The following is a 12,363-nucleotide window of genomic DNA, read 5'->3' as shown; positions in this document are numbered from 1 at the left end:
CGGACCTCACCCCACGGGGCTCACCGCCCCCGCGTACCAGCGATCTCGCACACCCATACGCACATCACGGGAGAAGAGCATGACTGTTTCACCCACCCTGGCCGAGGACTTCCACCGCGACGGCTACGCCGTGGTACGCGGCGTCCTCGACGCGGAGGACTTCACCGCCGTCCGCGAGGAGTACGCCCGGCTGATCGAGCTGCGCGCGGCGCAGTGGCGGCGCGACGGACTCCTGGGCCCCGGCGCGGACCTGGCCGGAAAACCCTTCGACGAGCAGCTGATCGCGCTCGCGGCGCAGCCGGACTTCGACCCCGTCCTGCTGAGCGAACTGGACATCACCCTGCCGCACATGCCGTTCACCTCGCTGCAGCCGGGCAGCAAGGTGCACACCGGTCCCGGCGTCCTGGGCCTGCTGCGCAACCCCAAGGTGCTCGACGTGGTGAGCCGGCTCGTCGGCGACGAGATCTCGGCCAGCCCCAACCAGCACGTCCGGCTCAAGCTGCCGGCTCCCGACACCACGAGCCGCTTCGGGGCGCGGCGCGGCGAGACGATGCACGCCCCCACCATGTGGCACCAGGACGCGATGACGCAGATCCCGCAGTCCGACGACACGACGCTGGTGACCTGCTGGATCCCCCTGATGGACGTGACCGAGGAGCACGGCTGCCTGCTCGTCGTCCCCGGCCGGCACCACGAGGAGCAGCTGCTTCCCTGGCCGATGGACCCGGAGACGGTGCAGGGCCTGGAGGCCGAGGCGGTGCCGCTGCCGGTGCACCAGGGGGACATCGTCCTGCTGCACAAGCGCACCCCGCACGGTTCGACCATCAACCGGTCCTCCCGACTGCGCTGGAGCTTCGACTTCCGCTTCTTCGCCAGCCACGAGCCCTCCGACCGGCCCTGGTTCCCGGCGGTGGTGGCCCGCAGCGCCTCCGCCCCCGAGCTGGCGACCACCGACGCGGACGCCTGGCGCCGCCAGTGGGAACAGGCCCGTGAACTCTTCGTCAGCACCGGCCAGATGGTGCCCGGCCGCCGGGAGTTCGCCCAGCTGGTCGCGGACTCACTGATCACCCGCTGGGAGTCGGGCGACTTCCCGCGCCTGGAACCGGAGGCCGCTCGTGCCTGAGCCGTCGGCCGTCACCGGCCCGACCCTGCGGTACACGGAGCGGGGCGATGTGTCCCTGGCCGTGCACAGCTGGGGCAGCGGCCCGGCCGAACTCGTCTATGTGCACGGCCTGCAGAGCCACGGGGGCTGGCTGGCCGAGACCGGTCCCGCGCTCGCACGGCGTGGGATCCGGGTCTCGGTGCCCGATCGGCGCGGCTCGGGGCGCAGCACCGGACTGCGCGGGCACCTGGCGGACGCGGCCGGCCTGCTCGACGACTACGCGGCGCACCTTTCGGGCATCGCCGCCGCCGCGCGGGGGCCGGTCACCGTGGTCGGGCAGAGTTTCGGCGGCAGCGTGCTGGCCGCCCTGGTCGCCACCGGCCGGGTTCCCGACGGGATCCGGATCGTGTTCTGCGCCCCCGCGCTCGGACAGCAGCGGGCCCGCCTGGACGGGCCCGCCCGGTCCCGGGCGCGGCACCGCACCGGGACGGAGTACTCGGTCATCCACCTGGACGACCGGCAGTACACCACCCTGCCCCGCTATCTGCGGACCATGGCCAACGACGGGCTCATGGTGCGGATGCTCACCGATTCCTTCCGGGCCGTCATGGTCGAGATCGAGGACCTCTACCTGACGGCGGGCCCCGAACCCTGGGCCGCCCGTCCGGTCCATGTGGCGCTGCCGGAGCAGGACCCGGTCATCGACCTGGGGGCCTCGCTGGAGGTGCTCGCCGAACTCGCCCCGCAGGCGCGGATCCAGCGTTTCGAGACCACCTCGCACTATGTGGAGTTCACCGGTGTCCGCCAGGCGTACTGGGACTGGCTGGCCGGGGTGGTCCATGCCTGAGTTCGAGCTGTACGAGGCGCGCGTCCCGATGTCCCGCTCCTTCCGCCACGCCGCCAAGTCCCGTACCGCCTCTTCCTCCGTGCTGATCGCCATCCGCGAGGACGGCGTGGAGGGCTGGGGTGAGTCGGCACCGCGGCCCTACGTCACGGGCGAGTCCGTCGGCTCCGTCCTGGCGGCGCTGGCCCGCCCCGAGGTGATGCGCCCGGCTGCCGAGGTGCTCCGTCTGCCGTTCGACGAGGCGCTGCACGCGGTGGCCGGGCTGACGCCGCCACCGGGGCCGGCCGGGTCCGACGGGACGGCCCCGGCCGCCGCGGCAGGCCTGGAGAGCGCGCTGCTGGACCATCTGTGCCGACGCGACGGGGTCACCGGATTCGAGGCCCTGCACCGCGCGGGCTTCGACGACGTCCTCGCCGTGCGGCCGGCCCCGGCCAGGGTGGCGACCGTGCTCGACCTGGACCGGGACCCGGTCGCCCACCTGGCGGGCCTGCCCGAGCACTGGCGGGCGGCGATCCCGCACGTGAAGCTCAAGGCGGGACCGGATCCGCAGGCGACGGCCTTGCTGGCGGCCCGGGTGCGCGCCCTGCTCCCGGCCGCCACCACCCTGTCGGTGGACGCCAACTGCGCCTGGGAACCGGCGGCGGTGCTACGGCACGCGAAGGCTCTGCGCACATCGGGTCTGTCGTGGCTGGAGGAGCCGCTCGCCCCGCGGCGCTGGCGGGATCTCGCGGCCCTGCGCAGCCACGGGCTGAAGGTGATGCTCGACGAGTCCTGCGTGTCGGCGCACGACCTGGAGGCCTGCCTCGCCCACGGGGCGGCGGACCTGGTCAACCTGCGGGTCTCCAAGTGCGGCGGTCCGCTGCGCCTGTTGGCCATGGTCAGGACGGCCCGGCGCGCCGGGCTCGGCGTGCAGATCGGCGTCCAGGTCGGCGAGGTGGGCCCCCTGTGGGCGACCGGCCGGCTCGTCGCGACGGCCGTGCCCGACCTCGTGGCCGTCGAGGCCGGACGGCAGGACGAGTGGTTCCCGCCGGACCTCACCACGCCTGCGTACGCGGTGGACCGGGCCCGGTCCCTGGCCCCCGTCCTGGACGGCCCGGGCATCGGGGTGCGGGTCACGCCTGCCCTGCTCGAGCGGTGCACACCGCACCCGGTCCGGTTCGCCGGCGAACCGACGCACGCAACCCCACGGAGAACGGCATGAACGGACAGCGGGCCTGGATCACCGGCGGGGCCTCGGGCATCGGGGCCGGGGTGGCCCGGCGACTGGCGGAACTCGGCGTCGCCGTCGTCCTGATCGATCGCGACGCCGACGCGCTGGAGGCGGCCGCCAGGATGCTCCCGGCGGGGACGGCGACCCTCGAGCTCGACGTCACCGCGACCGCGCGGGTGACCGAGGCGGTCGCGGCGACGGACCCGGACGAGATGCCGGACATCCTGGTCAACTCCGTGGGTGGGGACACCCGCAGGATCTCCTTCACCGATCTGCGCGAGCCGGACCTCATGCAGTCGGTGACGGAGAACCTGCTGGGCTGCTTCACCCTGACCCGGCTGTGCGCTCCCGCCATGGTCCGCCGGGGCCGGGGACGGATCGTCAACTTGGCATCCATCGCCGGGCGCAGCTATTCGATCTTCTCCAACGCCGCCTACGTGGCCGCCAAGGCCGCGGTGATCGGCTACACCAAGCAGTGCGCTTACGAACTGGCCGCCACCGGCGTGGTGGTGAACGCCGTCGCCCACGGCCCGATCGCCACCGAACGGCTGGTGCACGCCCAGCACGCGATGCCCGAAGAGCGCCGACGGGACGTCATGAACAGGCTCCCGATGGGCCGTTACGGCACCCTCGACGAGGCCGTGGGTGCCGTGGTGCACCTGTGCGGCGACGATGCCGGGTACACCACCGGCTGCGTGATGGACGTCAACGGGGGCCTGCACATCTAGGGGTGCCGCGGGCACGCACCGCGCGGGTTCACAGCCCCGGGGCCGGCCGGCCCCGGGGGTCAACGACGAAGACAGGAAGGAGACGCGCCGTGCACGAAGGACGTCGGCCCGTCCAGGACATGGGACTTGAAGGAAAGGTGGTCATGGTCACCGGCGCGGGCAGCGGCATCGGGCGCGCCGCGGTGGCCGCGTTCGCCGCCGCCGGCGCCCTGGTGGTGGCCGCCGGACGACGCCTCGAACCACTGGACACCTCGCTCCAACTCGCGGGCCTGACAACGGAGAACGGGCTGGCCATCAGCTGCGATGTCACCGACGAGAGCAGTGTCGCCCACGCGGTTGAGACGACCGTCTCACGATTCGGTCGCCTCGATGCGGCGGTGAACACCGCTGGTAGCTTTGGCCCCACGAGCCCGCTCGCTGCGTCCCGTTACGAAGACGCGATCGAGGTCGTTTCGGTCAACCTCATCGGCATGTGGCTGTGCCTCAAGCACCAGGCAGGCGCGATGAGCAGCGCAGGAGGGGGATCCATCGTGACCACGGGCTCGGTCGCCTCGTTCCTCGGCCACTCGGGGAGCCCCATGTACGCGGCCTCCAAGCACGGCGTCGTCGGCCTCACCAAGTCGGCAGCACTCCAGCTCGCCCCCCAGAACATCAGGGTGAACGCGATCTGCCCAGGATCCACCGACACTCCGATGCTCCGCGAGCTGTACCCCGACGCGGCGCAGCTCCAGGCCCGCGCCAGCCGTGCCCCGCTGGGCCGCATCGGACAACCGGAAGAGGCCGCCGCGGCGGCCGTCTGGCTCGCCAGTCCCTGGTCGAGCTATGTGACCGGCCAGGCCCTGGCGATCGACGGCGGCGTGACAGCCGGCAGCCCTGCCCCGGTCCGGCAACCGACCAACTGAAGACGCGAGGTCGGGCGACACCGGGCAACTCAGGACCACATGAAGAGAGAGAAACATGAGCGCCACGCTGTACGACAAGGTGTTCGACCTGCACACGGTGCACGACTACGGGGACGGGCGGGCCCAGCTGCTCATCGGACTCCACCTGGTCCACGAGGCGACCAGCCCCCAGGCGTTCGCGATGCTGCGTGAGCGCGGCCTGTCCGTGGCCATGCCGGAGCGCAACGTCGCCACCGCCGACCACGTCATTCCCACCGACTCCATCAAGCGGCCCTTCCTCGACCAGCTGGGCGAGGACATGCTGAGCGCGCTGGAGAACAACACCCAGGACTTCGGGCTGCGTTTCCTCGCTCCCGACGGCGATGAGTACGGCATCGTCCACGTCATCGGCCCCGAGCAGGGACTCACCCAGCCCGGCATGACCATCGCCTGCGGCGACTCCCACACCTCCACCCACGGCGCCTTCGGCGCGGTCGCCCTCGGTATCGGCACCTCCCAGGTCCGTGACGTGCTGGCCACCCAGACCGTCACCATGAACCGGCTCAAGGTGCGCCGCATCCAGATCGACGGCGAACTCTCCGCGGGTGTCACCGCCAAGGACGTCATCCTGCACATCATCCGCGAGCTCGGCGTGGTGGGCGGTGTGGGCTACGCCTACGAGTTCGCCGGCGCGGTCATCGACAACATGTCGATGGACGAGCGGATGACCCTGTGCAACATGGCGGTCGAGGGAGGCGCCCGCTGCGGATACGTCAACCCCGACGAGACGACCTTCGAATTCCTCAAGGGCCGCCCGTCCGCCCCCTCCGGAGAGGCCTGGGACCGGGCCGTGGCGTGGTGGCGTTCGATCGCCTCCGACGCCGACGCCGAGTACGACGACGTGGTGGTCATGCGCGGCGAGGACATCCGCACGATGGTCACCTGGGGCATCAACCCGGGCCAGTCCGTCTCCGTCGACGGCCTGCTGCCCGACCCCGCGGCGCAGGAGCCCGAGGTCGCCTCCTCGTACTCCGAGGCGTACGCCTACATGGGGATGGAACCCGGCACGAAGCTGGGCGACTACCCCATCGACGTCGCCTTCATCGGCTCGTGCACCAACGGCCGGCTCTCGGACTTCCTGGAGGTGGCCGAGGCCTTCCAGCGGACCGGCACCCGCGTTGCCCCGGGCGTCCGGGCGCTGGCGGTTCCCGGCTCCAACGCGGTCCGCGAGGAGCTCGTCCGCCTGGGCGTGGACAAGGTGTTCGAGGAGGCGGGCTTCGAGTTCCGGCTGGCCGGCTGCTCCATGTGTCTGGCCATGAACACCGACAAGCTCGTCGGCCGTGAGCTCGCCGCCTCCTCGTCGAACCGCAACTTCAAGGGACGGCAGGGCTCGCCCACCGGCCGAACGATGATCATGTCGCCGCTCGCCGTCGCCGCCGCCGCCGTCAACGGCTCCGTCGTCGACCCGGCCGAGGTCTTCGGCACCGCGCCCTCCTCCCTCGCCTCCTAAGGAGACCTGTCCATGAGCACCACGGCCGACTCGCGCATCCGATCCGTCTCCGGCACCACGGTGGTCCTCGAAGGCCACGACATCGACACCGACCGGATCATCCCCGCGCGCTTCCTCAAGCACCTGACCTTCGACGCCCTCGGCAATCACGTCTTCGAGGACGACCGCAAGCAGCAGCACACCCAGGGCACCGTCCACCCCTTCGACGCCCCGGAGCGGGCCGGCGCAGCGATCCTGCTGACCTCCAAGAACTTCGGCTGCGGCTCCTCGCGCGAGCACGCCGCCCAGGCCCTGTACCGCTGGGGAGTGCGCGCCGTCGTCGGCGAGACCTTCGGCGAGATCTTCCGCGGCAACTGCGGGACCATCGGCCTGCCCTGCGTCAGCCTGTCCTCCGAGGATGCGCAGGAGGCCCGGAAGATCGCCACGGCGGACCCCTCGGTCCAGGCCGAGGTCGACCTCGTGCAGGGCGTCTTCCGTGTCGGCGACCGGGAGTTCCCGGTGGAGATCTCACCCTCGCTGCAGGAAGCCTTCGTCGCCGGCACCTGGGACACGCTCACCGAGCTGCTCAAGACCGCCGGCGAGGTCAAGGACACGGCCGCCCGGCTGCCCTACGTGAACGGGTTCCGGACGGCATGAACGAACCGGCGCCGATAGGCGCGGCCCTCGCGGCGAGGGTGGTCGTCGGAACCGACCGGGTGCTCGACGAACTGCTCGACGAGGTGGCCGACGAGCTTGCGCGGCGCGGCCACGACGTCGTCCGCGCCGACGATCCACGGACCGTCAGCGGGCCGTTCGACGCGCTGCTGGTGACCTCACGCACGCCCGTCGGCCCCGACCTCCTCGACCGTCATCCGGAGCTGCGCGGGGTGGCCTTCGCATCGAGCGGGGTCAACTCGATCGACGTCGCCGACGCCACCCGGCGCGGCATCGTCGTGGCCAACGGGGCCACCCCGCAGAACCACGGCAGCATGGCCGAGGCGACCATCATGCTCGCCCTGGCCCTGCGGCTGAGACTTCCGGACCGGATGGCCGCGCTCGCCGAAGGCCGGCCGCGGCCGCGCCCGGCGGAGCTGGACAGCCGGTCCCTGCGCGGTGCCACCCTCGGGCTGATCGGATTCGGAAGGATCTCCCGGGAGGTGTGCACCCGACTGTCGGGCTGGGGGGTGGGGCGCATCCTGTGCCACACCCGCAGCCCCCGCCCCGACGCGTGGCCCGAGGTGGAGTTCTGCGAACTCGACCGGCTGCTGCGGGAATCCGACATCGTCAGTGTCCATCTGCCGCTCACGGAGGGCACCCGCGGACTGATCGGCCGGGACCAACTCGCTCTGATGCGACCGGACTCCACACTGATCAACACCTCCCGGGGCGGCATCGTGGACGAGGACGCGCTGGCCGAGGCACTGTGCCGAGGGTCGGTCGCGGGGGCCGCGATCGACACCTTCGGGATCGAACCGCTGCCCTCCGACAGCCCGTTGCGGGGCGCGCCGAACGCGATCCTCACCGACCACGTGATCGGGCACACCGTGGAGATGTACCGGTCGCTGGTGCCCGCCGCCGTGGAGAACATCGAGCAGATCCTGACGGGAGGGCGTCCGCCCTTCTTCGTCAACCCCGAGGTGCTCTCCTCCGCCGCTGCCGCTTCGCGCTGACGGCGCTCGTTCCGTTACCTTCCTCAAGAGCCCCGCGACGGGGCTCTTGGCCCCCGGGCCCCGGCGTGACTGTTCGGCCCCCGGCGCCCGGGGCCGTGCGTGGCGCCCATCACCGCGCGGTCCGGGGCCGGGCGTGCCGCACAGCCGGCACCACCCCGACGCCCCGTACCCGCCATCCTCCGAAAGGCCCACCATGACAGTGCTGTTCGAGTGCACCTACGGCGATGAGCGGTATGTCGGCCTCGGTATACCCGCCGCCGACGCGCCCCTACGGCTGTACCCCGCCCTTGGCGTCGAACTCGCCAAAATGGTAAGGGAGTTCGGCCACGACGAAACGTTGCTCCGCGACGCCCTCACCGCGGACCGGTCACCGGTCGACGTACCGGTCTCCGAGATCTCCGCGGTCCGGATGCGGCCGCCGCTCCTCCCGGAACACGTGGGCGACGCTCTGGTCAGCGGGTTCATGATGACCCACAACGTCAAGGCCGACGCCACGGTGCCGGACCAGCCCAACTGGTTCGTGAAGGGGCTCGGAGACGTACTGAAGGTGCCCGGCCAGCCATTGTCCGTGCCCGCCGACGCCGTGGCCGTCACCGAGGAGGCGGAGGTCGTCCTCGTGTACGTGGACGACGAGGACGCCGTTCCCCGATACGCCGGATACACCTTCGGCAACGACCTCACCGACATCGGCCTCTTCAAGCGGCACGCGGGGCACCTGTCGTACGCCAAGCTCTGCGACACGGCCGTGGCGCCCTGGCTCCATCTCGGTGCGCCGCCGAGTTCGGTCACGGGCGAGGTCACCATCGAGCGTGCCGGGGAGGTGGCCTGGAAGGCCGGCTTCACCACCGGGACGGACGCGCTCCACTACGACCTCGACACGATGGTGAGCCGTCTCTTCTCCTACCGGTCCCTGCACCACCCGGGCCGGGTGCACTACGTCTTCATCGGTGCCGACCGGAGCAGCTTCCACGGCGGCTTCCGTACCGAGCACGGCGACCGGGTCGTCCTCGACTTCACAAGCCACGGCGTGACGTTGTCCAACCCTCTGGCGTGGGCACGCTGACCTGAGGCGCTCCCCGTCGGGCACGCGGCCGTCGGCGGGGCGTACTGCCGGGTGAGGCGGCGGCCGCATCGCGGTCTGACGTACCGTCGCCACAAGCCCGTGCGGGGCACCTGCCCCCGCACGGGCTTCGCCTTCGAGGCCGCCGGTTCACACCCGGGCCGGCAGTCTCTCGATCACTTCGCCGATCAGTCGGGCGGGGTCGTCGGAGAGATAGAAGTGATCACCGGGGAACTGCACCACGTCGAACGAGCCGGCCGTCCAGTCGCTCCAGCACTCGACTCCCTCGCGGGACAGTCCGCTGTCCGCCCGGCCGATGAACGCGGTGACGGGACACGCGAGACGCCCACCCGGGCGAGGTCCGTACTCCGCGAGCAGCCGGTAGTCGCCCCGAACCACAGGCAGGATCAGCTCTCTCATTTCAGGCATCCGCAAGAGCTCCGGATCCGTCCCGCCGAGTTCGATCAGCTCGGCACAAATGTCGTCGTCCGTCTTCACATGAAGGTTACGCACGGGCGGGTGATCGGGCGCTTCGCGAGCGGACGCGAAGAATCTGCTGGGGGTCGACTTCCCGGCGTTCTGCATACGCACAACGAGCTCATATCCGACGAGCGCCCCCATGCTGTGCCCGAACACGGCCCACGGACGGTCCAGGAGGCCGCCCAGTTCCGCGGCGATGTCTTCGGCCAGTTCGGGGATTCCGGCCGGCCATGGATCACCGATGCGGTCAAGACGCCCGGGGTAGCATGCCAGAATCAGTTCCACTTCGGGTGGAAGCAATTCGGCCCATGTCGTGTAGAGGCTGTGGGAGCCACCGGCGTGCGGAAGACAGAGAAGCTGAATCTCGGCCTCCGGACTGGGTCGAGGCCGTCGCAGGGATCTACTTTTCGCCATCGGATATCACTCTTCTTCCGCTGATTGATCTAAGGTGTCATACAGTGAGAACCGCCGCGCCGAGGTAAATGCGGCTTGCCTGTGAGGAGATGGAGAAAACCGTATGCGAATAGGAATCGTTGGCGCCACGGGGAACGTCGGAACGGTATTGCTCGACATCCTCGACAAGCGAAACTTCCCCGTCGATGAATTGCGCGTCTTCGCATCCGCCCGCTCAGCCGGACGCACCCTCACCTGGCGCCACCGAAATTACCTTGTCGAAGATGCGGGAACCGCGGATTTCACGGGACTGGACATCGTCATCTTCTCCGCGGGAGGCGCCACCTCCCGGGCGCTCGCGCCGAAGGTGGCAGAACAGGGTGCCGTCGTCATCGACAATTCCTCGGCCTGGCGGCACGACCCGCAAGTCCCGCTCGTCGTTTCCGAAGTCAATCCGCACATGCTGGCCGATCGTCCCAAGGGGATCGTGGCCAACCCCAACTGCACGACGATGTCGATCATGCCGGTGCTCCGGCCCCTGCACGAGGAAGCGCATCTCGTCTCCTTCGTCGCCACTACGTACCAGGCCGTCTCCGGAGCAGGTCTGGCGGCCATCTCGGAACTGGAGGACCAGGTCCGCGAGGCCCTCCCGCACGCCTCCGGCCTTGTCCGCGACGGTTCCGCGGTCCTGCGGCCGAGTCCTTCGGTCTTCCAGCAGCCGATCGCCTTCAACGTCCTGCCCCTGGCCGGCTCCCTGGTCGACGACGGGCTCGACGAGACCGACGAGGAGCAGAAACTGCGCAACGAGAGCCGCAAGATCCTGGGCATTCCGGATCTCTTGGTCTCCGGCACCTGCGTCCGGGTACCGGTGTTCACGGGTCACTCCCTGCAGGTCAACGCCCGGTTCCGGGAGCCGTTGAGCGTCGAACGCGTACGGCAGCTGCTCGTCGGCGCACCGGGTGTGGAACTCACCGACGTCCCCACGTCCCGGCAGGCCGCGGGAGGAGATGTGACCCTCGTGGGCCGGTTGCGTCGTGACGAGACGGACGCGAACGGCCTCGCGCTGTTCTGCTCCTCCGACAACCTCCGCAAGGGCGCCGCTCTCAACGCCGTCCAGCTCGCCGAACTGATCGCCGCGGAGTAACGGCCCGCCGCGCGGCCGGGGCGGGGAAGTCGCGCCTTCCCCGCCCCGGCGCACGTCCGCGGAGATCAGCCTCCGCTGGGAGCGGGCTCGGCCTCCGGCACCTCGGCGGCGAGGACGGGCCGCTGCTCCGCCGCGCCGGCCAGCGGGCCCGCGACGACCCCGGCCAGCAGGAAACAGCCGGCCAGCACCGCCCATCCCATGGCTCCGTTGGAGATCACACCGACCGTGACGATCGTGGGCCCCAGCACGAACTGGGCGCTGGTGCCCAGGTTGAAGGTGGCAAGGTACTCGGCCCGCGAACTGTTCGGCGCGAGCGCGTACGACAGGCCCCAGCCTCCGGCCGACTGGTACAGCTCGCCGGCCGTCAGGGCCACCAGTCCCAGGACCAGGAGCGCGACGGTGACGGCGGTGGTACCGGTCTCGGGCGCGAGCGCGAAGAAGCCGCAGGCGGTCATGAGCGCGAGCGCGCCCTTCCGCAGCGCCCCCACGCTCCCCCGCACCGTCTCCGTTCCGGCGGAGGCGCGGACCTGGAACAGGACGGCGAGCACGGTGTTGACCACGAGCAGCAGACCGACCAGGGCCTTGGGCGCGTCCGTGTGCTCGCCGACCCACAGGGGGACGCCGATACTGAGCAGCGCAGTGTGCAGCACGAGCACTCCGTTGACCGCGGCGACGGCCATGTACCGAAGATCCCGCAGCGCGACCAGCCTCAGTCGGGAGGAGCCCTGCTTCTTCTCTGCGGGGCCGCTCGTGCCGCTCGTGTGGCGGAGTCGGACCCGGGTCAGCAGCAGTGCCGCGATGAGGAACGACGCGGCGTCGCCCAGGATGATCGTGCTGAACGCCGCCCGCGTGCCGATCGCGATCGCGACGCTGGCGAGCAGGGCACCGACGGTGAATCCCACATTGAAGACGACCCGCATCCGGGCCATCATCCCGACCCGCTTCTCCGGTCCGGCGATCTGCTCCGCCAAGGCCTGGTAGATCGGGAAGACGGCCTGCTCACCGACGCCGAGGAGGGCCGCGATGATCAGGAAGCTGGTGAATCCGTCGGCGAAGACGTACGCCGTGAACCCGACGGCCCGGTAGAGATTGAGGAGCGTCAGCAGACGACGCGGGGTCCAGCGGTCGGCCAGCCAGCCGATGACCGGCTGTGCCGCGAGGCCGAGCACACCGGCGACCGAGAGTCCGATACCGACCTGGGCGGTGGTCAGCCCCACCACCGTGGTGAAGAACAGTGCCGAACCCGCCAGATACAGACCGGTTCCGGTGGCGTCGATCAGACCGATCGCGAGGAAGCCGGCGCCCCCCTCGGTCGCGGCCGGGCCGAGCATGGCGTCTCTCCACCGGCTGACACGGCCGGGG

Annotated in this window: 12 protein-coding genes; 10 read left to right on the top strand and 2 right to left on the bottom strand. The window is 70.6% G+C overall.

The features are described 5' to 3' along the window. Positions 1-79: 79 nt before the first annotated feature. The 9 genes from ACIPSA_RS12570 to ACIPSA_RS12530 all read left to right on the top strand — a co-directional run bounded on the left by ACIPSA_RS12570 (position 80) and on the right by ACIPSA_RS12530 (position 8,987). A complete protein-coding gene (locus ACIPSA_RS12570) occupies positions 80-1,123 on the top strand; it encodes a phytanoyl-CoA dioxygenase family protein (protein WP_402632639.1) in 1,044 nt (347 codons plus the stop codon). Next, the gene (locus ACIPSA_RS12565; protein ID WP_402632637.1) at positions 1,116-1,949 is read left to right on the top strand and encodes an alpha/beta hydrolase; all 834 of its coding nucleotides are present in this window, start codon (positions 1,116-1,118) and stop codon (positions 1,947-1,949) included. The genes ACIPSA_RS12570 and ACIPSA_RS12565 overlap by 8 nt, the downstream gene beginning before the upstream one ends. Beyond that, positions 1,942-3,147, top strand: a complete 1,206-nt coding sequence (locus ACIPSA_RS12560; protein ID WP_402632634.1) for an enolase C-terminal domain-like protein — start codon at positions 1,942-1,944, stop codon at positions 3,145-3,147. The genes ACIPSA_RS12565 and ACIPSA_RS12560 overlap by 8 nt, the downstream gene beginning before the upstream one ends. After that, entirely contained in the window at positions 3,144-3,884 is a 741-nt protein-coding gene (locus ACIPSA_RS12555) for an SDR family NAD(P)-dependent oxidoreductase (RefSeq protein ID WP_402632631.1), read from the top strand. The genes ACIPSA_RS12560 and ACIPSA_RS12555 overlap by 4 nt, the downstream gene beginning before the upstream one ends. An 89-nt stretch (positions 3,885-3,973) precedes the next feature. Beyond that, complete coding sequence (locus ACIPSA_RS12550) at positions 3,974-4,786, top strand: SDR family NAD(P)-dependent oxidoreductase (RefSeq protein WP_402632628.1); 813 nt, start codon at positions 3,974-3,976, stop codon at positions 4,784-4,786. 55 nt (positions 4,787-4,841) lie between these two features. After that, positions 4,842-6,275, top strand: coding sequence for a 3-isopropylmalate dehydratase large subunit (gene leuC / locus ACIPSA_RS12545; RefSeq protein WP_402632626.1), 1,434 nt, complete (start codon positions 4,842-4,844; stop codon positions 6,273-6,275). Between the two features lie 12 nt (positions 6,276-6,287). Next, positions 6,288-6,911: a 3-isopropylmalate dehydratase small subunit 2 gene (locus ACIPSA_RS12540; RefSeq protein WP_402632623.1), complete on the top strand. Its 624-nt coding sequence runs from the start codon at positions 6,288-6,290 to the stop codon at positions 6,909-6,911. Further along, on the top strand, positions 6,908-7,924 hold the full coding sequence (locus tag ACIPSA_RS12535; protein WP_402632620.1) for an NAD(P)-dependent oxidoreductase: 1,017 nt from the start codon (positions 6,908-6,910) through the stop codon (positions 7,922-7,924). Before ACIPSA_RS12540 ends, ACIPSA_RS12535 begins: the two co-directional genes overlap by 4 nt. A gap of 193 nt (positions 7,925-8,117) precedes the next feature. Further along, positions 8,118-8,987, top strand: a complete 870-nt coding sequence (locus ACIPSA_RS12530) for an FAH family protein (RefSeq protein ID WP_402632618.1) — start codon at positions 8,118-8,120, stop codon at positions 8,985-8,987. 147 nt (positions 8,988-9,134) lie between these two features. On the opposite strand, the gene ACIPSA_RS12525 is transcribed toward ACIPSA_RS12530, so the two are convergent. Continuing rightward, positions 9,135-9,878, bottom strand: coding sequence for a thioesterase II family protein (locus tag ACIPSA_RS12525; RefSeq protein ID WP_402632616.1), 744 nt, complete (start codon positions 9,876-9,878; stop codon positions 9,135-9,137). Between the two features lie 103 nt (positions 9,879-9,981). Between ACIPSA_RS12525 and ACIPSA_RS12520 the strand changes: the two genes are divergently transcribed. Next, on the top strand, positions 9,982-11,001 hold the full coding sequence (locus ACIPSA_RS12520) for an aspartate-semialdehyde dehydrogenase (protein ID WP_402632613.1): 1,020 nt from the start codon (positions 9,982-9,984) through the stop codon (positions 10,999-11,001). A 65-nt stretch (positions 11,002-11,066) separates the two neighbouring features. On the opposite strand, the gene ACIPSA_RS12515 is transcribed toward ACIPSA_RS12520, so the two are convergent. Beyond that, on the bottom strand, positions 11,067-12,332 hold the full coding sequence (locus ACIPSA_RS12515) for an MFS transporter (RefSeq protein WP_402632610.1): 1,266 nt from the start codon (positions 12,330-12,332) through the stop codon (positions 11,067-11,069). Positions 12,333-12,363 lie beyond the last annotated feature (31 nt).

Source organism: Streptomyces sp. NPDC086549, from assembly GCF_044746205.1.
GTDB lineage: Bacteria > Actinomycetota > Actinomycetes > Streptomycetales > Streptomycetaceae > Streptomyces.
The sequence above is the reverse complement of the archived record's forward strand: the minus strand, read 5'-3'. Positions and strand labels throughout refer to the sequence as shown.

Bases quoted from the DNA above. Each gene is read 5' to 3' on its own strand.
- ACIPSA_RS12515 (WP_402632610.1), bottom strand. From the start codon at position 12,332: ATGCTCGGCCCGGCCGCGACCGAGGGGGGCGCCGGCTTCCTCGCGATC.
- ACIPSA_RS12530 (WP_402632618.1), top strand. From the start codon at position 8,118: ATGACAGTGCTGTTCGAGTGCACCTACGGCGATGAGCGGTATGTCGGC.
- leuC (WP_402632626.1), top strand. From the start codon at position 4,842: ATGAGCGCCACGCTGTACGACAAGGTGTTCGACCTGCACACGGTGCAC.
- ACIPSA_RS12540 (WP_402632623.1), top strand. From the start codon at position 6,288: ATGAGCACCACGGCCGACTCGCGCATCCGATCCGTCTCCGGCACCACG.
- ACIPSA_RS12535 (WP_402632620.1), top strand. From the start codon at position 6,908: ATGAACGAACCGGCGCCGATAGGCGCGGCCCTCGCGGCGAGGGTGGTC.
- ACIPSA_RS12520 (WP_402632613.1), top strand. From the start codon at position 9,982: ATGCGAATAGGAATCGTTGGCGCCACGGGGAACGTCGGAACGGTATTG.
- ACIPSA_RS12570 (WP_402632639.1), top strand. From the start codon at position 80: ATGACTGTTTCACCCACCCTGGCCGAGGACTTCCACCGCGACGGCTAC.
- ACIPSA_RS12555 (WP_402632631.1), top strand. From the start codon at position 3,144: ATGAACGGACAGCGGGCCTGGATCACCGGCGGGGCCTCGGGCATCGGG.
- ACIPSA_RS12560 (WP_402632634.1), top strand. From the start codon at position 1,942: ATGCCTGAGTTCGAGCTGTACGAGGCGCGCGTCCCGATGTCCCGCTCC.
- ACIPSA_RS12525 (WP_402632616.1), bottom strand. From the start codon at position 9,878: ATGGCGAAAAGTAGATCCCTGCGACGGCCTCGACCCAGTCCGGAGGCC.